The sequence below is a fragment of the Aeromicrobium sp. genome (assembly GCF_049586495.1).
Lineage (GTDB): Bacteria > Actinomycetota > Actinomycetes > Propionibacteriales > Nocardioidaceae > Aeromicrobium.
This window is the reverse complement of the sequence record NZ_JBAVCB010000041.1, coordinates 1-20780: the sequence shown is the minus strand read 5'-3', so window position 1 is coordinate 20780 and position 20780 is coordinate 1. Positions and strand designations below refer to the sequence as shown.

General features: G+C 65.8%; 22 protein-coding genes. 8 read left to right on the top strand and 14 right to left on the bottom strand.

The genetic code is table 11. The features are described from left to right. Positions 1-42 precede the first annotated feature (42 nt). From WB508_RS02155 to WB508_RS02140, 4 genes are all read left to right on the top strand, one after another. Positions 43-621, top strand: coding sequence for a cytochrome c oxidase subunit 3 (locus WB508_RS02155; protein ID WP_423843258.1), 579 nt, complete (start codon positions 43-45; stop codon positions 619-621). A 105-nt stretch (positions 622-726) separates the two neighbouring features. Continuing rightward, positions 727-1551 carry a c-type cytochrome gene (locus tag WB508_RS02150; protein ID WP_423843229.1) on the top strand — a complete coding sequence of 275 codons (825 nt, stop codon included), beginning with the start codon at positions 727-729 and terminating at the stop codon, positions 1549-1551. Continuing rightward, positions 1548-2615, top strand: coding sequence for a Rieske 2Fe-2S domain-containing protein (locus WB508_RS02145; protein ID WP_423843228.1), 1068 nt, complete (start codon positions 1548-1550; stop codon positions 2613-2615). The genes WB508_RS02150 and WB508_RS02145 overlap by 4 nt, the downstream gene beginning before the upstream one ends. Continuing rightward, on the top strand, positions 2612-4318 hold the full coding sequence (locus WB508_RS02140) for a cytochrome b (RefSeq protein WP_423843227.1): 1707 nt from the start codon (positions 2612-2614) through the stop codon (positions 4316-4318). Before WB508_RS02145 ends, WB508_RS02140 begins: the two co-directional genes overlap by 4 nt. Positions 4319-4435: 117 nt before the next feature. Here WB508_RS02140 and WB508_RS02135 read toward each other — a convergent pair whose 3' ends face one another. The 11 genes from WB508_RS02135 to WB508_RS02085 all read right to left on the bottom strand — a co-directional run bounded on the left by WB508_RS02135 (position 4436) and on the right by WB508_RS02085 (position 15024). Next, a complete protein-coding gene (locus WB508_RS02135; RefSeq protein WP_423843226.1) occupies positions 4436-5641 on the bottom strand; it encodes an Ig-like domain-containing protein in 1206 nt (401 codons plus the stop codon). A 59-nt stretch (positions 5642-5700) separates the two neighbouring features. Then, positions 5701-6096 (bottom strand): cytochrome c oxidase subunit 4, encoded by a 396-nt coding sequence (locus WB508_RS02130; RefSeq protein ID WP_423843225.1) that lies wholly within the window; start codon positions 6094-6096, stop codon positions 5701-5703. A gap of 3 nt (positions 6097-6099) precedes the next feature. Beyond that, a complete protein-coding gene (gene ctaD, locus WB508_RS02125; protein ID WP_423843224.1) occupies positions 6100-7854 on the bottom strand; it encodes a cytochrome c oxidase subunit I in 1755 nt (584 codons plus the stop codon). Next, positions 7854-8669 (bottom strand): cytochrome c oxidase subunit II, encoded by an 816-nt coding sequence (gene coxB / locus WB508_RS02120; protein WP_423843223.1) that lies wholly within the window; start codon positions 8667-8669, stop codon positions 7854-7856. Before coxB ends, ctaD begins: the two co-directional genes overlap by 1 nt. Before the next feature lie 128 nt (positions 8670-8797). Further along, on the bottom strand, positions 8798-9772 hold the full coding sequence (locus tag WB508_RS02115) for a carbohydrate kinase family protein (protein WP_423843222.1): 975 nt from the start codon (positions 9770-9772) through the stop codon (positions 8798-8800). Positions 9773-9856: 84 nt separating this feature from the next. Beyond that, positions 9857-10216: a HesB/IscA family protein gene (locus WB508_RS02110; protein ID WP_423843221.1), complete on the bottom strand. Its 360-nt coding sequence runs from the start codon at positions 10214-10216 to the stop codon at positions 9857-9859. Between the two features lie 191 nt (positions 10217-10407). Beyond that, positions 10408-11514, bottom strand: coding sequence for a glycerate kinase (locus tag WB508_RS02105; protein ID WP_423843220.1), 1107 nt, complete (start codon positions 11512-11514; stop codon positions 10408-10410). Between the two features lies 1 nt (position 11515). Then, the gene (locus tag WB508_RS02100) at positions 11516-12784 is read right to left on the bottom strand and encodes an aminotransferase (RefSeq protein WP_423843219.1); all 1269 of its coding nucleotides are present in this window, start codon (positions 12782-12784) and stop codon (positions 11516-11518) included. A 20-nt stretch (positions 12785-12804) separates the two neighbouring features. Further along, positions 12805-13368, bottom strand: coding sequence for a PspA-associated protein PspAB (gene pspAB, locus WB508_RS02095; protein WP_423843218.1), 564 nt, complete (start codon positions 13366-13368; stop codon positions 12805-12807). 26 nt (positions 13369-13394) lie between these two features. Then, positions 13395-14297, bottom strand: coding sequence for a zinc metalloprotease HtpX (htpX, locus tag WB508_RS02090; protein WP_423843217.1), 903 nt, complete (start codon positions 14295-14297; stop codon positions 13395-13397). Continuing rightward, positions 14272-15024, bottom strand: coding sequence for a PspA/IM30 family protein (locus tag WB508_RS02085; RefSeq protein WP_423843216.1), 753 nt, complete (start codon positions 15022-15024; stop codon positions 14272-14274). Before WB508_RS02085 ends, htpX begins: the two co-directional genes overlap by 26 nt. A gap of 44 nt (positions 15025-15068) precedes the next feature. Between WB508_RS02085 and WB508_RS02080 the strand changes: the two genes are divergently transcribed. Next, on the top strand, positions 15069-15617 hold the full coding sequence (locus WB508_RS02080; RefSeq protein WP_423843215.1) for a DUF3043 domain-containing protein: 549 nt from the start codon (positions 15069-15071) through the stop codon (positions 15615-15617). 20 nt (positions 15618-15637) lie between these two features. Here WB508_RS02080 and WB508_RS02075 read toward each other — a convergent pair whose 3' ends face one another. Continuing rightward, positions 15638-15835, bottom strand: a complete 198-nt coding sequence (locus WB508_RS02075) for a hypothetical protein (protein WP_423843214.1) — start codon at positions 15833-15835, stop codon at positions 15638-15640. An 8-nt stretch (positions 15836-15843) separates the two neighbouring features. Beyond that, positions 15844-16944, bottom strand: a complete 1101-nt coding sequence (gcvT, locus tag WB508_RS02070; protein ID WP_423843213.1) for a glycine cleavage system aminomethyltransferase GcvT — start codon at positions 16942-16944, stop codon at positions 15844-15846. 74 nt (positions 16945-17018) lie between these two features. Here gcvT and WB508_RS02065 point away from each other — a divergent pair, with 74 nt between their 5' ends. After that, positions 17019-18491, top strand: a complete 1473-nt coding sequence (locus tag WB508_RS02065) for a leucyl aminopeptidase (RefSeq protein ID WP_423843212.1) — start codon at positions 17019-17021, stop codon at positions 18489-18491. A gap of 22 nt (positions 18492-18513) precedes the next feature. Here WB508_RS02065 and WB508_RS02060 read toward each other — a convergent pair whose 3' ends face one another. Further along, positions 18514-19104 carry a hypothetical protein gene (locus WB508_RS02060; RefSeq protein ID WP_423843211.1) on the bottom strand — a complete coding sequence of 197 codons (591 nt, stop codon included), beginning with the start codon at positions 19102-19104 and terminating at the stop codon, positions 18514-18516. Positions 19105-19224: 120 nt separating this feature from the next. Between WB508_RS02060 and lpdA the strand changes: the two genes are divergently transcribed. Then, a complete protein-coding gene (lpdA, locus tag WB508_RS02055) occupies positions 19225-20607 on the top strand; it encodes a dihydrolipoyl dehydrogenase (protein WP_423843210.1) in 1383 nt (460 codons plus the stop codon). Between the two features lie 27 nt (positions 20608-20634). After that, positions 20635-20780, top strand: a 146-nt coding sequence (locus WB508_RS02050; protein ID WP_423843257.1) for a biotin/lipoyl-containing protein, incomplete at its 3' end; no start/stop codon positions are given.

The following is a 20780-nucleotide window of genomic DNA, read 5'->3' as shown; positions in this document are numbered from 1 at the left end:
ATTCCCGCGTCCCGATTGCACGGCTCCGAGGGCCGACCGTCGATGGTCACCGTCGGCACGATCGTGTGGCTGTCGAGCGAGCTGATGTTCTTTGCCGGCCTCTTCGCCGCGTACTTCACGATCCGGAACATCTCGCCGGACCTGTGGGCCTTGGAGACCGACCGGCTGAATGTGCCGTTCGCGTTCGCCAACACCACGATCCTGGTGTTGTCATCGGTCACCTGCCAGTACGGCGTCTTCGCCGCGGAGCGCGGCAAGGCCGGACGCACCGGAAAGCTCCTGCAGTTCACGCAGTGGGGCATGCGCGAGTGGTTCATCCTCACCTACATCATGGGCGCGATCTTCGTCGGTGGACAGGCGCTGGAGTACGCCGAGCTGGTCCGCGAGAACGTCACGATGTCCAGCTCCGCGTACGGCAGCCTGTTCTACCTCGCCACCGGATTTCACGGTCTGCACGTCGTCGGCGGCCTCATTGCGTTCCTGCTCGTCATCGGGCGAACCTTCGCTGCTCGCAAGTTCACGCACGAGCAGGCGATCAGCGCGATCGTCGTCTCCTACTACTGGCACTTCGTCGACATCGTCTGGGTCGGCCTGTTCGCCACGATCTACCTGATCCAGTGACGCTCGCCGGAGCGAGCGAGTAAGGGCCACCTAACCACTACACGATGGCATTCGCCCCGGTACTCTGGAAGCACCTTCTGGGTACCAATCAGGAATGAGGATCTGGTGCGGAAACTCTCGACCAGGCGTCGGCATCCACTTGCCGGACTTGTGGTTCTACTGACCGGACTCGTCGTGGCAGGCGGTCTCTATGCCGCATTCGCTCCCAAGCCGGCCACCGCTGAGGCGATCACGTCGCGTGATGTCGAGGCCGGACGTCAGCTGTTCGTCATCGGCTGCGCCAGCTGCCACGGCGTGAATGCTGAAGGCATTCCCACCACCCGTGGCAACGTCTACGGACCGTCGCTGGTCGGCGTGGGCGCTGCCGCCGTCGACTTCCAGGTCGGCACCGGCCGCATGCCCATGGCCCAGACCGCGCCGCAGGCTCCCAAGAAGGAAGTCGAGTACAACCCCGAGGAAGTACGTCAGCTCGCGGCTTTCGTCGCCTCGCTGGCGCCCGGACCCGCGATCCCCGGCGATGAGTACACCGACATCGACAAGGCATCGATTGCCGACATTCGCGAGGGCGGCGAGATCTTCCGCACCAACTGCACCGCGTGCCACAACTCGGTGGGCGCAGGCGGAGCGATGCCGGGCGGCAAGTACGCCCCTGACATCCGCGACGTCACCCCCGTTCACCTGGCCGAGGCCATGATCACCGGCCCGCAGCAGATGCCGGTCTTCTCCGACGAGGTCATCACCCCTGAGGACAAGCGCAATGTCATCGCCTACGTCAAGAAGCTCAACAGCGACCCCGGCTACGGCGGTATCGGCGGCGGAAGCCTCGGCCCGGTCGTCGACGGCATGTTCACCTGGATCATCGGCATCGGCGGCCTCGCCGGGTTCGCGATCTGGATCGGCGCACACGGAGCACGGGTGAAGAAGCGATGAACGACGCCATCGAGCCCCGCGACCAAGCCGCTGACCCCGTGGTCCGCGAGCCCGTCGGCGACCCGGGGATTCCCGAGCACCTCTACCGTCCCCAGGACGTGGACGAGGCACAGGCCAAGCGCACCGAACGTCAGATCTCGGCCATGTTCCTGATCGCCGCTGGCCTGTTCGTGGCCTTCTGCGTCATCTACGTGACGGTCGACGCCGAACAGACCTTCCTCGGCTGGTCAGCCCAGAACTTCGGCTTCGGCTTCACCCTTGGCACCGCCATGCTGCTGATCGGCGTGGGCATCATCCAGTGGGCCAAGAAGTTGATGGCCGACCACGAGATCGTCGAGATGCGTCACCCCGCCCGATCTTCTGACGAAGATCGCGCCGAGGTCATGGCCGACATCAATGCTGGGCTCGAGGAGTCTGGCATCGCCCGGCGTCCCATGATTCGCAACAGCCTGCTCACCGCGCTCGGTGCGCTGGGCCTGCCCGCCCTGTTCCTGATGCGCGACCTCGGCCCGCTGCCATTCGGCCAGCGCACGACTGTCTGGAAGAAGGGCATGCGCGTCGTCAACGACGTGTCCGGCCGTCCTCTCAAGCCGTCGGACCTGCAGGTCGGTCAGCTCGTCAACGCCGAGCCGGCCATCTTCTTCGAGGATGACGAGGACGGTGAGCACCTCTTTCACGGCGCGGAGCTGCTGGCCGCCAAGGCCAAGGCCGCCGTCATCGTGGTGCGCATGCGACCCGAGGCCGTGCGCGCCGCCCCCGGCCGCGAGAACTGGGGCATCGACGGCATCTTGTGCTACTCCAAGATCTGCACGCACGTCGGTTGCCCCATCAGCCTGTGGGAGCAGCAGACACACCACCTGCTGTGCCCGTGCCACCAGTCCACCTTCGACCTGGCCGACAACGGCAAGGTCATCTTCGGCCCGGCATACCGCCCGTTGCCACAGCTTCCACTCGCGCTCGACAGCGAGGGATATCTGATCGCGGTGAGCGACTTCACCGAGATCGTCGCCCCGAGCTATCCCGAGCTCGCGCGAGACCAGAAGAAGTTGGATAGGTCCTCATGACAACGACACCTGAGTACGTGCCCGTCGAGAACTCCCCGCTGGGCAAGAAGGCCGCCGGCCCCGTCGGCTGGCTTGACGAACGCCTGGGTCTGGCCGGTCTCGCGAAGAAGAACCTGCGCAAGGTCTTCCCAGAGCACTGGTCCTTCATGCTCGGTGAGATCGCCCTCTGGAGCTTTGTCGTCTTGCTGGTCACGGGCGTGTTCCTGACGTTCTGGTACCAGCCGAGCATGGCCGAGGTCGAGTACGCGGGCTCCTACACGCCGCTGCGCGGTCTGGAGATGTCGCAGGCCTTCGAGTCCACCCTGAAGATCTCCTTCGACATCCGTGGCGGTCTGCTGATCCGTCAGATCCACCACTGGTCCGCGGCCCTGTTCGTCGCCGCGATGATCGTGCACATGCTGCGCGTGTTCTTCACCGGCGCGTACCGCAAGCCCCGCGAGCTCAACTGGCTGATCGGTCTTGGTCTGCTGACCCTCGGCCTGGTGGAGGGGTTCGCTGGTTACTCGCTCCCCGATGATCTGCTGTCCGGGACGGGGCTGCGGTTCGTGGACGGACTGATCCGGTCGATTCCGATCGTCGGTTCCTATCTGGAGTTCTTCATCTTCGGCGGCGAGTTCCCGGGCAACGAGATCATTCCCCGCCTGTACATGGCGCACATCTTGCTCATCCCGGCTCTGCTGCTCGGCTTGATCGGCGCACACATGCTGCTGCTGGTCTTCCACAAGCACACGCAGTGGCCTGGGCCTGGACGCACCGAAGAGAATGTCGTGGGCTACCCCATGCTCCCGGTGTACGCGGCCAAGGCCGGCGGATTCTTCTTCGTCGTCTTCGGATTCACCGCCTTGATGGGTGCCTTCTTGTCGATCAACCCGGTGTGGATCTATGGGCCGTACAACCCCAGCGAGGTGACCGCGGGCTCCCAGCCTGACTGGTACATGGGCTTCGTGGAGGGTGCTGTGCGCGTCATGCCGGCCTGGGAGAGCACGTTCTTCAACTACACCTGGAGCTGGAACGTCTTCATCCCCGGCGTGCTCCTCATGGGCCTGATGTTCGGCGCCCTCGGCGCATGGCCGTTCGTCGAGCGGTGGATCACTGGCGACCAGCGCGAGCACCACCTGCTGGAGCGTCCGCGCAACGCCCCCGTCCGCACCGCCTTCGGCGTGGCCGGCATGACGATGTACGGCGTGTTCTGGATCGGCGGCGGCAACGACATCATCGCCACCCAGTTCAACCTGGACATCTACTGGATCACGCGATTCGTCCAGGTCGGGGTCATCGTGCTTCCGGTACTGGCGTTCATCGTGACCAAGCGCATCTGCATCGGTCTGCAGCGTGCCGACGCGAACTCGATCCTGCACGGCTACGAGACTGGAGTCCTGGAGCGCTCGCCGGATGGAAGCTACTCCGAGCGTCACGCTCCCCTGCCGGTGGGCGACCAGTTCACGCTCACCACGCACGATCGACTGCCCGTGCTGGAAGCTCCTGTCGAGGTCGACGAGAATGGTGTGGCCGCCCCCGGCAGCCGCGCCGCCAGAGCCCGCGCCTGGGCCCGCCGGTTCTACTACGACGGCACAGTCGACAAGCCCACGGTCGCCGATGTCGAACACGCCACGGAGCACCTGTCCGAGCATGACGGCCATCCCGTTGCTCTCGGGGAGGACTTCCAGGGCGTGTCGGAGACGGGGATTCCCCGCGTCCACTGACGCACATCAGGTGCCGCGTCCACTGACGCACATCAGGTGCCGCGTCCACTGACGCACATCCGGTACGAAGCCCCCAGCCCCTACGGTTGGGGGCTTCGTCGTCTCGGTGGGTGGCGATCAGACAGAAGGGGTGGTGCGGTACAACGCCGAGCGCTTGGTCCATGATTCCCACGAATCGTTCCAGTCGGTCCAGCCGTTGCGATCCTCGAGGCCGCGTGAGCTGTTGGTGTACTCGACCACGTCGCCTCGGCGCGACTGCTGATAGAGCCAGCCGGCATCGGCGGTGCTCATGCCCGTGCAGCCATGGCTGACGTTGGCACGACCGTGTGAGGCGGCGGACCACGGCGCCGCGTGCAGGAACTCACCTGAGTTGGTGACGCGCATGGCCCAGCGGACGTCGGTCATGTTGTAGTACCCCGGGTCGTCGGAGTCCACACCCGTGGTGGCTGCGTCCATGTCGACCGACGAGAACTTCTCCATGATGATCTTGGTGCCCTTGCGGGTCCGATGCGTGCTGTCGCCGTTCGAGACGGGAATGGTGCGCCTCTTCTTGTCGTCGACCGTGAAGGTCAGGCGCTTCTTCGCGACGTTGACGACGCTGACTGCCTTGCGGCCGATGCGAAAGTCGATGTCTTGGTCCTGCTGGCCGAAGATGCCATTGCCGGCCGGGAGCCCATTGAGCTTCAACGACACCGTGACCTTGGTCTTGGCTGGCCAGTATTCCTTCGGCCGGTAGTGCGCCTCGCGGTCGCTGAACCACGACCATGATCCCTCGACGTCAGCCGAGGAGGTCACGTACATGTTGCGTTCGAAGAGGGCACGGTTCTTGACCGGGACGTCGAACGTGACGATGACGGGCATGCCGACGCCGACCGTCTCCCCGTCCAGCGGGGCGACAGCCGGGTAGGTCTGCTGCGCAAGTGTCAGCGACTGGGTGCTGAAGGTCGAAGCGAAGGTGTCTTCGCGACCGTCATTCCCCGCACCGGTGACGCGCAGCTCGTACGTGGTGCTCGGTTCCAGTCGCTCCGTGGCCACCCACCTGCTGCCCGTGACGCTGCCCGACACCTCGTCCTCGCCCTTGGCGCTGCGCAGCACAGCCTGACGAATCTTGCCGTGCTCGGCGGTCACCGACACGATCGTGTCGACCCCCACGTCCGAGGCGTCGTTCTTGACGTTGGCGGACCATGCGAGCGGTTCCGTCGACCCCGAAGCAGTCCCCGCACCATCGGTGAGGCTGGTGGGGGTGCATCCGGCAGCCACGACTGCCGCTGCAGCGAATGCCGCGACGAGCCGCCGAGCAGGAGCAGAGGGACAGGGGAACACCGTGTCAGTGTAGGTCGCTGGCCCGCGCGATCAGCATCGTGACGAACGATGTCCCATACTCAGTGCGCGTGGATGCCGCGGTAGTACTCAAAGACCCAGCCCACGACCATGACGCCGAGAATGCCTGAACCGATGATGAACAGCCACCAGCCGAACACGACACCCAGCACGACGACCGCCAGGGCTGCAGCGGTGAACAACGGCCACCAGCTGTACGGCGGGAAGAAGCCGAGCTCACCGGCACCATCGGCGATCTCGCCATCGCTGCGGTCCTCGGGGCGACCCGGGATCTGATTCGCGACCACGCCCAGGTAGAAGCCGAGCAACGCACACAGCAGGAAGGTCATGACCAGAGCGGTCGTGCCAGTCCAGTCGTTGGTCAGCAGCCAGTAGATCGGCGACACGAGGCCGAAGAAGATGCCCACTCCGACGATGGTCCAGGTTTCAGCCTTCATGAATCAGTGATCCTTGCTCTGGGAGTCGCCCGTGGCTTCGCCGCGCCCGTCGACGTCGGGAGCATCGGCGAGGGGGTTCTTCTCGCCCGGATTCTGCGCGAGCTCGAGCTCCGCGATCTCGGGGTGGTGCAGGTCGAAGGCTGGGCTTTCTGACCGGATGCGCGGCAGCGACGTGAAGTTGTGGCGCGGTGGTGGGGACGACGTCGCCCACTCCAGCGAGCGGCCCCAGCCCCACGGGTCGTCGAGACCGACCTGCGGTCCCTTGCGCGAGATCCAGACGTTGTACATGTAGACCAGCGTCGAGGTTCCCAGCAGGAAGGCCCCGATCGAGCTGATCTCGTTCAAGGTCGTGAATCCGTCCTGGGGCCCGTAGTCAGCGTATCGACGGGGCATGCCTTCGACGCCCAGCCAGTGCTGGACCAGGAAGGTCAGGTGGAACCCGATGAACAGCAGCCAGAAGTGGATCTTTCCCAGCTTCTCATCGAGCATGCGTCCGGTGAGCTTGGGCCACCAGTAGTAGAAGCCCGCGAACATCGCGAACACCACGGTGCCGAACACCACGTAATGGAAGTGCGCCACCACGAAGTACGTGTCGGACACCTGGAAGTCCAGTGCCGGCGAAGCGAGGACCACACCGGTGAGGCCACCGAACAGGAAGGTCGTGAGGAAGCCGAGCGAGAAGATCATGGGGGTGTCGAAGGACAGACTGCCGCCCCAGATCGTGCCGATCCAGTTGAAGAACTTCACGCCGGTGGGCACCGCGATGAGGAAGGTCATGAAGCTGAAGAACGCGAGATCGACAGCCCCGGTGACGAACATGTGGTGGGCCCACACCGCGACCGACAGCGCGGCGATCATGAGCGTGGCGGCCACCAGACCCACGTAGCCGAAGATCGGCTTGCGGCTGAAGACCGGCAGGATCTCGGTCACGATGCCGAAGAACGGCAGCGCGATGATGTAGACCTCCGGGTGGCCAAAGAACCAGAACAGGTGCTGCCACAGAATCGGTCCGCCGTTGGCGGCGTCGAAGACGTGCGCACCCAGACGACGATCAGCCTCGAGCGCCAGCAGCGCCGCGCCGAAGATCGGGAAGGCGATGAGCACCAGCATGCTGGTGACCAAGGTGTTCCACACGAAGATCGGCATGCGGAACATGGTCATGCCGGGTGCGCGCATCGTGAAGATGGTGGTGACGAAGTTGACCGCGCCGAGGATGGTGCCAAGACCCGACATCCACAGACCCATGACCCAGAGATCTCCGCCGATGCTCGGGGAGTTCACGGCGTCGCTGAGCGGTGCGTACGCGAACCAGCCGAAGCTGGCCGCGCCACCGGGAGTCAGGAAGCCCGAGACCGTGATCAGACCGCCAAACAGGTACAGCCAGTAGCTGAACATGTTCAGTCGCGGGAACGCGACGTCAGGGGCGCCGATCTGCAGCGGCATGATCGCGTTGCCGAAGCCGAAGAACAGCGGCGTGGCGAACAGCAGCAGCATGATCGTGCCGTGCATCGTGAACAGCTGGTTGTACGTCTCGTCGTCGACGATCTGCGTGCCGGGGGCGGCGAGCTCGGCGCGGATCACCAGCGCCAGGATGCCGCCGAAGATGAAGAAGAGGAACGAGGTGACCAGGTACATGTTGCCGATCACCTTGTGATCGGTCGTGGTCAGGACCTTGACGACCTGTTGTCCGAGCGTGCGCTCAGGCACGGCCTGACCCTCGCGACCGGCACCGAACGCGGCGGTGGTGGCGGTGGCCATCAGTTCTCTTCCTCTTCAACGTCGTCGAGTCCGGCGATCTGCTTGGCCTTCACGGAGCCCTGAGGGGCGCCGATGTTGCCCTGCTCCCTCAAGTCCTGCAGGTGCTGGTCGTACTCGGCTCGACTGACCACGTGGACCTTGAACAGCATCCGCGAGTGGTACAGGCCGCACAATTCAGCGCAGCGGCCCGTGAAGACGCCCTCGCGGGTGGGCGTGAGGTCGAAGGAGTTCTCCTGGGGGCCGTTGCCCGGGACGACGTCCATCTTGAAGTAGAACTCCGGGACCCAGAATGAGTGGATGACATCCGGCGACATCAAGTTGAATCGCACGGATTCATCGACGGGAAGGTAGAGATCGGCCAGGTCGGCGGGTGTTCCCTGGTCGTAGACGCTCGCGCCGTCCACGGTCGGTTCGTCGAGGTAGTTGAACGCCCACTGCCACTTGCTGCCGACCACTTCGATGGTGTGGTCGGGGTTGTCGACCTTTTCGAGAATCGAGTTCTGCGCCGTGACGGTGTGGAAGAAGAAGACCGCCACGATGACGACGGGAGCGAAGGTGTACAGCGCCTCGATCGGCAGGTTGTAGCGGACCTGGGAGGGGACCTCGTCGACGCTGCGACGGCGGTACCGGATCATGGCGTAGACCATCAGGCCGAAGACCAGCAGGAACACGGCGAGGACGGCGATCCAGGCGCCGAGCCACAGGTTCCAGACGTAGTCGGTGCGATCGGTGGAACCGATCGGCAGCGCCAACCTCTTGATGTCGCTGTCATCAGCGGGAGAACATCCGCTGAGCCCCACGAGTGCGAGGGCCATGACTGCCCATGTCAACCGTCCCACGGAACGCCTTTCTCGACGTGCTGCGCCACCAGATTTCACACTGCAGCCTAACCCAGCGCCACCGCGCGTTGCAGGCGAGGTCGGCCTGCGCGAGTTGTGTCCTTTCACGTCAGTGACAGTGCTGCGTCGACCTCGTCGCGGGCAGTGTCGCCATACGTCGAACCGATGCGCTCGAGGAAGGGCTCGCGGGTGAGGTCGTACTCCTGGGTGCCCTTGGTCTCGACCACGCTGGCGGCGATGGCACAGCCGACCTGGGCGGATCGCTCGAACGACAGATCGGCGGCCACCCCGGCGAGGAATCCTGCGCGAAAGCTGTCCCCAACCCCGGTGGGGTCAACGGCCACGACGCCGTCGATCGCGCCGACATCGATGCGCTCGCCGTCGTGCGTGAAGACGCTGACGCCGTCCTTGCCACGAGTCGTGACCTGGGTGGTGACGTGCGCCTGGACGTCCGCTTCGCTCCAGCCGGTCTTCTGCTGGATCAGGGCGGACTCGTAGTCATTGCTGAACAGGTACTCGGCACCATCGATGAGGTGACGAATGACGTCACCCTCGGCCCACGCCAGCTGCTGCGAGGGATCGGCGGCGAACGGGATTCCCTGATCGCGACACGCCTGCGTGTGCCGGAGCATCCCCTCGGGGTCGTCGGGCGCGATGAGGACGAGATCGAAGTCCTGACCGAGCGAGAACAGGTCGATGTCGCGTGACTCCCGCATCGCTCCGGCGTAGAAGGTCGCGATCTGGGCGTGGTCGTCATCGGTCGTGCAGACGAAACGCGCCGTGTGGCGGCTGTCGGACACCAGGACGCCCCCCGTGTCGATGCCCGCAGCGTCCAACCAGCCTCGGTACTCGGTCTCGAAGTCCTGACCAACTGCACCGACCAGCAGAGCGCGATGACCCAGCTTGGCGAGGCCGAACGCAATGTTCGCGCCGCACCCGCCCCGACGGACGTCAAGATCCTCCACCAGGAAGGACAGGGAGATCTTGTCGAGCTGGTCCGGCACGAGCGAGTCGGCGAACTTTCCCGGGAAGGTCATCAGGTGGTCAGTGGCGATCGATCCGGTGATGGCGAGATGCACGTGCTCACCATAGACAAAACGGCCCCCCGCCTGCGCGGTGGGCCGTGTTGTGGTGCCCCATCAGAGAGGCCAGGAGGTGCTTGCTTAGTGGAACGAGTCGCCGCAGGCGCACGAACCGGTGGCCATCGGGTTGTCGATGGTGAAGCCCTGCTTCTCGATGGTGTCGACGAAATCGATCGTCGCTCCACCCAGGTACGGCAGGCTCATGCGGTCGACGACCACGTTGACGCCGCCGAACTCGAAGATCTGGTCGCCGTCCAGCGAGCGCTCGTCGAAGAACAACTGGTAGCGCAGGCCGGAGCATCCGCCGGGCTGCACGGCGATACGCAAGGAGAGGTCGTCGCGACCTTCCTGTTCGAGCAGGCTCTTGACCTTGGCGGCCGCGCCGTCGCTGAGTGTGACGGTCTCGGAGGTGCTGGTGGTCTCTTCGGTCGAGGCAGTCATGCGTTCTCCCTGCTTGCGGACCGTCGGCGGAAATCTGCCGCGGTCTCGTGTGATCTGTGTCGTGCGTTCATGGTGTTCAACGCTGTTGCGTCGTCCTGCATTCCCATCCTACGCCCCGCTGACGAGCGATCTGGACCTACCGACCACTCCGCGAGTGGCGCCACCGATCCGGAAGCACCTCGACGGGTCAGTCAGTGTCGCGACCACGTGCGGGCGACGCGCGCGGCCAGCTCGGCCAACGCTGCGTGGGGGTCGTTCATCGACCTCTGCAGACCCACGACGTCGACCATGGCATAGGCGCTTTCGACTCCCATGGCGCGCATCTCGCGCGAGCCCACCTCTACCTGTCCTGCCAGCACGATGCACGGGCGTGCGCCTCGTGCGGCTGCGGCAGCGACGCCGTAGACGACCTTCCCGGCGCGCGAGGAGAAGTCATAGCGCCCCTCTCCCGTCACGACCAGATCGTGCTGACCGGCCAGCTCGGACAGGCCCACCGACTCAGCCACGAGGTCGATGCCGGACGTGAAGCTGCCACCCAGCAGCATGAGACCGAAGCCCAGACCCCCGGCTGCCCCGGCGCCAGCGGCGTCGGCGATTCGGCGCTCCGACGGCGTGGAGCCGCAGGCAGCCACGACAAATCCGTCGAGGGTGCCATCCACCGTGATGATCTGATCGTCGGTCAACCCCTTCTGGGGCCCGAATGTCTTGGTGGCGCCGAAAAGGCCCAGCAGGGTGGAATCGACATCGGAGGCGATCACCAGCTCCACCCCGTTCACCCGTTGCCGGGCCGGGCCCAGATCGACTGTCGTGATGCCGACCAGGTCCGCGGGTCCGCCGTTCAGGGGAACGTCCGCGCGGGCACCGAGCGCCGCAAGCATGCCCGCTCCCCCATCGTTGGTGGCGCTGCCACCCATCCCCACCACGATCCGCTGCGCCCCAGCATCGATGGCCGTTGCCATCGCTTCACCCACTCCCACGGTGGTGGCGATCAGAGGCTCGCGGCGGTCGGACAGATGCAGGCCGCACGCCTGGGCGCTTTCCACGTAGGCCGTGCGGTCGACCAGCAGCCACGTCAGCGGGACCGCGTCACCGAGCGGACCGCTGACCGTCTGCATCTGCAGGTCGCCACCGAGTGCCTCGTGCAGCACGTCGACGAAACCAGGACCGCCGTCGGCCATGGGCGCTGTCGTCACCTCGTCGTCCGGCGCGTGCTCGAGCCATCCCGCGACGATGGCGCGCGCCGCCTCTGGGGCCGACAACGTCCCGCCGAAGGAATCCGGCGCGACCAGCACCTTCACGTCAGGCGAGCGACTGCTCGGCGGCCGCGAGCAGCACGCAGGTGGCGAGCACCTCGATCGCGGTCGCGAGCTCAGCCGATGATGGGTACGACGGAGCGATCCGGATGTTGCGATCGCGAGGGTCGTGGCCATACGGGAAGGCCGCCCCGGCTGGGGTCATGGCCACCCCCGCCTCTCGGGCGAGCTCGATCACGCGAGACGCCGTGCCGTCGACCACGTCCAGGCTCACGAAGTATCCGCCCTTCGGCTCTGTCCACTCCGCCACGGCGTAGGACGCCAGGCGCTCGCGCAGGATCGTGACCACCTGCTCGAACTTGGGGGCGAGGATCTGGCGGTGCCGGGTCATCAAGGCCATGACGCCCTCAGTGTCCTGCAGGAAGCGCGCGTGCCGCAGCTGGTTGACCTTGTCCGGTCCGATCGTGCGCTTGCCGAGGTGTTTCAGGTACCACGCGACGTTGTCCGGCGACGATGCCAGGAAGCAGACGCCTGAGCCCGCGAAGGTGATCTTGGATGTCGACGCGAAGGTGATCGCCCGATGGGGATGATCCGAGGCGGCGCACAGCCCGATGATGTCGGCTGTCTTGGTCTGCTCGTCCGTCAGGTGGTGCACCGCGTAGGCGTTGTCCCAGAAGATCCGGAAGTCCGGTGCGGCGGTCTCGAGCCCGGCCAGCTCCGCGGCGACTGCTTCGCTCACGACGGCGCCGCTGGGGTTGCCATAGGTCGGCACCAGCCACATGCCCTTGACCGTGGGGTCCTCGACGAGTGCCCGCACGGCGTTCATGTCCGGTCCGTCGGCGAGCAGGTCGACCGGGATCATCTCGATCCCGTACTCCTCGGTCAGCGCGAAGTGACGGTCGTAGCCGGGCACGGGACAGATGAACTTGACCGACTCCTCCGCGACCCATGGCCGAGGCGAGTCGACCGTGCCGTGGAGCAGCGAGAACACCAGATTGTCGTGCATCATCGCCAGGCTGGCGTTGTCGCCAGCGACGATCTGCTCCAGCGGCACCTGCAAGATCGGGGCGAAGATCTCGCGCAGCTCGGGGAGACCGTTGAGTCCGCCGTAGTTGCGCGTGTCGGTTCCGTGGCTGTCGGTGAAGTCGTCCCCCGGCAGAGCGAGCAGCGGCAGCGAAAGATCGAGCTGCTCCGGGGACGGCTTGCCGCGCGTCAGATCCAGCTTCAGGCCAGAGTCCTGCAATTCCCGGTAGTGCGCCCTCTGCTCATCGAGCAAGGTCTGGATCTGGTCGCGGGACAGGTTCTCGAAGCTCACCTGATCAATCTAACGTCCCGTCAGAGACCGGGCGCGCCCCAGATGGCAAGCCAACGGCTCAGATCTGCCTCGATCGCGATGTCCTGGTCCACGATTCCGCGCACTTGCAGCTCCAGAGCGTTGTCGCGGTGCTGACCGTCTGACGGCACGAAGGGATAGAATGTGCCGCGTTTGAACAGGTAGACCAGCGCCAGCGTTCGACCGTCCGGTGAGGTGAAGCCCATCGTCGAGCACAGCAGGGACTGTCCGAATCCAGCGTCGGCCAGGGACGTGTTGGCGGCGTGCAGATCGGTCACGAGGCCAGAGACGTCGGCCGACGTCTGCTGCACGCTCAACCAGCGAAAGCCATAGCTGTCGTCGATTTTCTCGATCGTCGAACCGCTCATGGCGATCAGCTGCTCGATCTGGGACTCGGTGCTGACGAACGCGCCACCCTCGGCGCGGCGATAACAGACCGCTCCTTGCCCTGTAGGAGTGAATCCTTGCGCCTGCAGCGACAGCGACGCTTGCGGCACCGCGAACAGTGCGTCGAGATCGGCTGCCGGCGGTGTGCTGCGACCCAGCAGTGCGTCCCAGATCTTCATGTCCCGAACCCTATGCGAGCCGCTTGTCAGACCGGCTCCGACAGCTCCGCGCTGACCCGCGCCAGCTGGTCGAGGCGCTGCTCCAGCGGAGGGTGAGTCGAGAACAGCGACGAGATGGACTCGCGGTTGATGGCAGGAGCGAAGAAGAACGCGCTGATTGCCTGTCCTTCGCGCAGGTCCTTGTTCGGGATACGAGCCATCTCGCCAGAGATCTTGACCAACGCCGACGACAACTTGGACGGACGGCCCGTCAGATAGGCGCCGCTGCGATCGGCACTCAGCTCGCGGTAGCGCGACAGCGAACGGGTCAGCACGAACGAGATCGCGTACACCACCATGCTCACCACGAAGACCACGAGAAACGCCGCTCCACCGTTCTTGCTGTTGCGACCGCCGAAGGAGTTGCCCGCGTACATGCCCCACCGCGTGATGAAGCCAGCCAGCAGACCTAGCGACGACGCCACGGTCATCACGGTCACGTCACGGTTGGCCACGTGCGACAGCTCGTGGGCCAGGACGCCCTCCAGCTCCTCGGCGTCTAGACGCTGCATGATTCCCGTGGTCACACACACTGCAGAATGTCCCGGGGACCGGCCGGTCGCGAACGCGTTCGGCATGTCGGTGACCGACACCGCGACCCGAGGCTTCGGCATGTCGGCGAGCGCGCACAGCCGATCGATCATGGCGTGCAGCTCGGGCGCCTGCTCGGGGCTGACCTCCTTGGCGCCCATGGAGCGCAGCGCGAGCGTGTCGGAGAAGTACCACTGGCCCCACGACATCGCGAGGACGATGACCAGGCCGACAAGCCCCAGGCCGAGGCCCTGGATGAGAAAGGCCCCGAAGGCCACGTAGAGCAGGCCGAGTCCGAAGCTCACGCCCGTCATGCGCAGCGTGAGTCCGCGATCACCTCTGAATCTGGTCCGTGCCATCGGACACCTCTCCTGGCGGCGGCGAGATCTGCTGCAGCTGTCGTTCGATCTCCGCCTGCCCCTCGGGGTCCAGTCCGGCCTGACCGAGCTCGGCGTCGAAGCGACGCAGCTCGGCCGTGCGGGGGTCTTCGCCGACCGTGCTGATGACACCGTCTGCGACCAGCTCATCGACGGCATCCGCGGTGGCTTCGATGCGTCTGGTCTCTCGTTCGGCTGACGCCATGGCCTGGCCGACCTCGCTGCTCGCTGCCGCGATGCCGGTGGTGGCGCTGTTGATCTCGGCTCGCGCCGAGGCTGCGGCGTGGCGTGCGGTGAGGGTGTCCCGGCGGAGGCGGAACTGCTCGACGCCTTGCTCGACCTTGCTCGCCGACACCGCGAGCTTGTCCTCTTCGGCCTTGAGTAGCGCGTGGCGGTCGATGAGGTCGGCTTCGGCCTTCTCGAGCGCGACCTTCCGGGTCAGGGCGACACGGGCGCTGTCGTCGTCACCGCGGGCGACAGCCTGGCGAGCCTGGTCGTCGAGCTGGGAGATCTGCTGACGCACGGTGGCGAGCTGGATCTCGACGCGCTTGCGGCTGGTGGCGACATCGGCGACGCCGCGGCGCACCTGTTGCAGCAGCCTCGTCTGCTCGCGGTACGTGTCGTCGAGCCTGGTGCTGAGCTGGTCGACGCTCTCCTCGCGGGTGAACATCGAGCGCACCAGACGCACGATTCGCTGCCAGATGCCCATGCTCACATCGTACGGGTCAACCCGACACTTGTAGGGTGGCCCGCGTGGTAGACGAAAAGGCAGACGGCAAGGGGCGTGCGACGCCGAGCAGGCGCGAGGCCGAAGAGGCGCGCAAGAAGCAGATGAAGACGCCGATGAACCGCAAGGAAGGCGCCAAGCGCGAACGGGCCGCCCGCGACGAGCTGCGCAAGAAGCAGCAAGAAGCGCTGCGCACCGGCGACGAGAAGCATCTTCCGGCCCGCGAGCGCGGTCCCGTCCGTCGCTTTCTGCGCGACTACGTCGACCGCCGCTGGAACGTCGCCGAATTCATGCTTCCGATCCTGCTGTTGATCCTCGTGCTGTCCTACATCAATCAGCCGTGGTCGCTCGCGCTGGTGACGTTCATGTGGACCTTCACCATCGTCGGCGTCGTGCTCGACACGTTTCGCCTGTTGCGCGGGGTCAAGCGTGAACTCGCGGCACGCGATGTCGATCCTGCCGAGGCCAGCGGAGCGAAGTTCTACGTCGTGCTGCGCAGCACGCAGCTGCGTCGCTTCCGACTGCCGCGGCCCCAGGTCAAGCGCGGCGAGCAGCTGTCGGCCACCTATCGCTGACCCTTGCGCGCCGGATTGGCTCAGGTGTCGGGGTGCAGCGACATCGGTCCGTAGATCTCGGACTCGGCATCGAACAAGCGCACCTGATCGACGCCTTGGTCGAGCAGGTCGCCGAAATTCTCACCCACCCACGACTCGGCGTCTCCACGACTGTCGAAATGCTCTGAGCGGCCCGTCACCGTGCCGTCGGCCTTCTCGAATGTCCAGCTCCAGCTCATCTGACGCCTCAGCTCTCTGTGGTGGACGGCTGCACGAACGGCGGCTTCGTCACGGTGAAGTGTTCTTGACGGCCGCGAACATCGACCGTGACGGTCGCCCCGTGCGCGACGCCGGGGTCCAGCAGCGCCAGTGCTATGCCCTGACGCAGCGTGGGCGAAAAGGTGCCTGATGTGATCTCGCCCAGCTCGTTGCCGTTGCCGTCGGTGACCACCATGCCGGGTCGGGGGATGCCGCGGCCTTCGGCCACCAGCCCCCGCAGCGTGCGCACCGTCTTCTCCGCCTTCTGCTGCTCCAGCGCGGCTTTGCCCCAGAACGCCGGCTTGGACCAGCCGACAGCCCACCCGGACCGCCCCATGACCGGGGAGATCTCAGACGACAGGTCGTGACCGTGCAACGGGTAGCCCATCTCGGTGCGCAACGTGTCGCGGGCACCGAGCCCGCAGGGACGCAGGCCGAACGGCTCGCCGGCCACCACGACGGCGTCCCACACCTCAACCGCGTCACCTGAGGTGACGACCAGCTCGTACCCGCGCTCTCCGGTGTATCCGGTGCGGCACACCGTCACCTCACGTCCAGCGATCTGGCCGTCGGCAAAGGACATGTAGGAGTGGTCGACCGGAAGTCCCAGTGACTGCAACACCTCATCGCTCAACGGACCCTGGATCGCGAGCACGGCATAGTCTCGGTGAAGATCGGCGACCTCGATGCCCTCTGGGGCTGCGGCGCGCAACTTCGCGACAACAGCCGCGGTGTTGGCCGCGTTGGGGATCAAAAAGACTTCGAAGTCGCTGCGCAGATACTGGATCAGGTCGTCGACCGTCCCGCCGTCGTCGTCGCAGCACAACGTGTACTGGGCCTGGCCGGGCGAGATCTTGCCGAGGTCGTTGGTGAAGCAGGTGTTGACGAATGCGGCGGCGCCGGTGCCTCTCACCAATGCCTTGCCCAGGTGACTGACGTCGAACAGACCGACGGCGTCACGCACCGCCGCATGCTCGGCCAACACTCCCCCACCGGCGTACTCCAGCGGCATCTCCCAGCCACCGAATTCGGCAAGCTTGGCGCCGAGGGCCACGTGACGGTCGTGCATCGGAGAGTGCAGGAGATCCATGGCTCCAACCTAGCGGCCGATCCTGCGCGCCTCGTGCCGACTGCACCTAGTTCGATATGACTACAGTGGCGTCCATGCCATCTGTGAGTCTCAGCACCGCCAAGCCCACCACTGCCACCGCCGACGCCCTCGTCATCGGCATCCGCCACGACGAGGACAAGGGCGACCTCACCGCCACGCTCGACCTGCTTGGGTTCACCGGTGAGAAGAGCCAGGTCGTCGTGTTCCCGTCCAACGGACTGGTGAGGGCGAAGGTGATCGCTGCTGTCGGACTGCCAGCTGAGCCCACGGCCGAGGACCTGCGTCGCGCCGCCGCACAAGCTGTGCAGTCGCTCAAGAACGTCAAGACCGTCGCGATGGAGCTGCATGCTGCCAGCGTCGAGGATGTAGGTGCGATCGCCGAGGGTGTCCATCTGGGCAGCTACGCCTTCACGGCCTTCAAGTCCACGAAGCAGGACAGCCAGAAGGGCGTCAAGCCGCTGACGATCACCGCCGTCACGATCCTGTCGGCCTTCGCACGCCAGACCGCAGCCACCGCCGCCGTCGAGCGGGCGCTGACCGTTTCAGAGGCCGTCAACGTGGCCCGCGACTGGGTCAACACTCCCCCGGGCGATCTGCGCCCGACCGGCTTCGCCGATGCCATCACCGAACTCGCCGGCACCGAGGTCAAGGTGCAGGTGTGGGACGAGAAACGACTCGAGAAAGAGCAGTGCGGCGGCATCCTCGGAGTGGGACAGGGCTCTGACAGCCCTCCGCGCCTGGTCCGGCTCACCTACTCCCCCTCCGGCGCTACGACGTCCAAGGACGTTCCGCACCTCGCGCTGGTTGGCAAGGGCATCACGTTCGACTCGGGCGGATTGTCGATCAAGCCCGGCGCCTCGATGCAGACGATGAAGCTGGACATGGCCGGTGCGGCCGCCGTCGTCGCGGCCACGGTTGCCATCGCCCGACTCGGCCTGCCGATCAAGATCACGGCCTTCGCCTGTCTGGCCGAGAACATGCCCAGCGGAAGCGCCACCCGTCCCGGCGACGTGCTCCACATGCGCGGTGGAACGACCGTCGAGGTGCACAACACCGACGCCGAGGGCCGTCTCGTCCTGGCAGACGGCCTGACGCTCGCGGTCGAGGCGAAGCCCGACCACGTGGTCGACGTTGCGACGCTCACCGGCGCTTGCGTCGTCGCGCTGGGCAACAACACCACCGGCGTCTTGACCAACGACGACGACTTCGGTCGGGTCGTCCTGAGCTCCGCGGTCATGGCGGGCGAGTCCATGTGGCAGCTGCCCATCACCGAGGAGATGCAAGACCTCGTTCGATCGTCGGCCATCGCCGACCTGCGCCAGCACAACCCGAAGCCGGCCGGCGGCACGTTGTTCGCGGCCGCCTTTCTGCGCGAGTTCGTGGGCGACGCGTCATGGGCCCACCTCGACATCGCCGGCCCTTCGTTCAACGAGGGCTCAGCCCACGGACACACCCCCGCCGGCGGTACCGGCGTCGGCGTGCGCACCCTGGTCCAGATTGCGTCGGATCTGGCCGCAGCCCAGTGATGCGCTGACGACCAACGGGTCGTCAGTCGGGGAGGTCGAGGGCTCGGGCGGAGTCCTCGACCTTGTCCCACGTGGCCCGGTCGCCAGCGTTGCGGTCTGGGTGGGACTTGACCCTGGCCTGCTTGTAGACCTTCATCAGCTGGTCGAAGGTCGGGTTCGACGGCAGTGGATCGACGCCAGCAGCCGACTCCAACGTCATGATCGCGGCCATCTCACGCGATGATCGGCCCGGCATCGAGACCGACGGCTTGGCGGAGGTGGGGCGCGCAGTGCCGGCAGAGCCGCTCGACCCCTTGGCCTTGCGCAGGTCGTACTCGCGCTTGCGCTGCGGCAAGCCGACCAGGTTGGCGTCGTAGACCGGGACATTCAGCTTCTTGCGGGCGAACTCCCGCGCTGCTTGCGGCGACGGCACCCGTCGGCGGATGGACTCACCGGTTCCGGCGACCAACAGCAACGTGGTCTGGGTGACGGAGGTCTTCGGCTCGATGAATGCCTCGACGCCGGACCGGGCCTCAGCCCAGTCCTTCATCGCAGCAAGATCGGCCCGGCTCGAAGCCCGGTCGGAGATGACAGCGCCGCCGTCGGTGCGCGACCTACGCCGGAACAGTCCCATGACACCAGTCTGCCCGATACTCGGTCACGGCTCGCGGACTATTCGTCTGCCCACCCGGTGGCACCACGTGTCACACAAGTGACAAGATGGGCCAGACACACGTTCTACGGGAGGAACATCGTGGCGGACGGCGCCGGCAACACCTTCGACATCGTGATTCTCGGAGGCGGCAGCGGCGGCTACGCCTGCGCGCTCCGAGCGGTCCAGCTCGGCAAGTCAGTCGCGCTGATCGAGAAGGGCAAGTTGGGCGGCACCTGCCTGCACACCGGCTGCATTCCCACCAAGGCGCTGCTGCACTCCGCCGAGATCGCCGACGCGACCCGCGAGAGCGAGGGCTACGGCATCAAGGCCACTTTCGAGGGCATCGACATGCCGGCGGTGAACCAGTACAAGGACGGCATCGTCGATCGTCTCTACAAGGGCCTGCAGGGACTGATCAAGTCCGGCGGCATCACGGTGGTCGAAGGAGAGGGCAAGCTCGTCGACAAGACCACGGTCGAGGTCGACGGCGAGCGCTACACCGGTCAGCACGTGGTGCTGGCCACCGGATCGGTCTCCCGCACCCTGGGTCTGGAGATCGGCGGCCGCGTCATCACCAGCTCCGAGGCCCTCACCATGACCGAGGTGCCCGACAAGGTCGTCATCATCGGTGGCTCGGTCATCGGCGTGGAGTTCGCGAGCGTCTGGAAGTCCTTCGGCGCCGACGTCACGATCATCGAGGGCCTGCCGACGCTGGTCCCACTGGAGGACCCGTCGCTGTCCAAGCAGCTGGAGCGCGCGTTCCGCAAGCGCAAGATCAACTTCAAGACCGGCGTCAAGTTCGACTCGGTCAAGCAGAACGACGACGGCGTCACCGTCACCCTCGAGAACGGCGACACGATCGACACCGACCTGGTGCTCGTGGCCGTCGGACGCGGACCGAACTCGGCCGGCATGGGCTACGAGGAGGCTGGCATCACCGTGGACCGCGGCTGGGTGCCCACTGACGAGCGCTTGGCCACCAACGTCGACGGCGTCTTCGCCGTCGGTGACCTGGTACCAGGGCTCCAGCTGGCGCACCGTGGATTCGCGCACGGCATCTTCGTGGCCGAGGAGATTGCCGGCCTCAAGCCGCAGCCGGTCATCGACTCTGGCATCCCCCGCGTCACGTACTGCGATCCGGAGATCGCCTCGGTCGGCATCACCGAACCGCAGGCCAAGGAGAAGTTCGGCGATGACGGCATCGAGACCGTTGAGTACAACCTGGGCGGCAACGGCAAGAGTCAGATCCTCGGCACCGCGGGCAGCATCAAGCTGGTGCGGCAGAAGGACGGACCGATCGTGGGAGTCCACATGATCGGTGCTCGCTACGGCGAACAGGTCGGTGAGGCATCGCTGATCGTGAATTGGGAGGCGTACCCCGACGACGTCGCGCAGTTCCTGCACGCGCACCCCACCCAGAACGAAGCCCTCGGCGAGGCGGCCCTCGCTCTCGCTGGCAAGCCTCTCCACTCACACGCCTGACACTCGCCGACCCAGAGGATCGCAAACATGGCAACTGAAGTCACCCTTCCGGCCCTTGGTGAGAGCGTCACCGAAGGCACCGTCACCCAATGGCTCAAGTCCGTCGGCGACACCGTCGAGGTCGACGAGCCGCTGCTGGAGATCTCCACCGACAAGGTCGACACCGAGATCCC

Excerpts from the sequence above, each read along its gene's own strand:
- WB508_RS02140 (WP_423843227.1), top strand. The coding sequence starts at position 2,612 with ATGACAACGACACCTGAGTACGTGCCCGTCGAGAACTCCCCGCTGGGC.
- htpX (WP_423843217.1), bottom strand. The coding sequence starts at position 14,297 with ATGGCACGGACCAGATTCAGAGGTGATCGCGGACTCACGCTGCGCATG.
- WB508_RS02110 (WP_423843221.1), bottom strand. The coding sequence starts at position 10,216 with ATGACTGCCTCGACCGAAGAGACCACCAGCACCTCCGAGACCGTCACA.
- WB508_RS02145 (WP_423843228.1), top strand. The coding sequence starts at position 1,548 with ATGAACGACGCCATCGAGCCCCGCGACCAAGCCGCTGACCCCGTGGTC.
- WB508_RS02085 (WP_423843216.1), bottom strand. The coding sequence starts at position 15,024 with ATGGGCATCTGGCAGCGAATCGTGCGTCTGGTGCGCTCGATGTTCACC.
- pspAB (WP_423843218.1), bottom strand. The coding sequence starts at position 13,368 with ATGAAGATCTGGGACGCACTGCTGGGTCGCAGCACACCGCCGGCAGCC.
- WB508_RS02065 (WP_423843212.1), top strand. The coding sequence starts at position 17,019 with ATGCCATCTGTGAGTCTCAGCACCGCCAAGCCCACCACTGCCACCGCC.
- coxB (WP_423843223.1), bottom strand. The coding sequence starts at position 8,669 with ATGGCCCTCGCACTCGTGGGGCTCAGCGGATGTTCTCCCGCTGATGAC.
- WB508_RS02155 (WP_423843258.1), top strand. The coding sequence starts at position 43 with ATGGTCACCGTCGGCACGATCGTGTGGCTGTCGAGCGAGCTGATGTTC.
- ctaD (WP_423843224.1), bottom strand. The coding sequence starts at position 7,854 with ATGGCCACCGCCACCACCGCCGCGTTCGGTGCCGGTCGCGAGGGTCAG.
- gcvT (WP_423843213.1), bottom strand. The coding sequence starts at position 16,944 with ATGGATCTCCTGCACTCTCCGATGCACGACCGTCACGTGGCCCTCGGC.
- WB508_RS02130 (WP_423843225.1), bottom strand. The coding sequence starts at position 6,096 with ATGAAGGCTGAAACCTGGACCATCGTCGGAGTGGGCATCTTCTTCGGC.
- WB508_RS02060 (WP_423843211.1), bottom strand. The coding sequence starts at position 19,104 with ATGGGACTGTTCCGGCGTAGGTCGCGCACCGACGGCGGCGCTGTCATC.
- WB508_RS02075 (WP_423843214.1), bottom strand. The coding sequence starts at position 15,835 with ATGAGCTGGAGCTGGACATTCGAGAAGGCCGACGGCACGGTGACGGGC.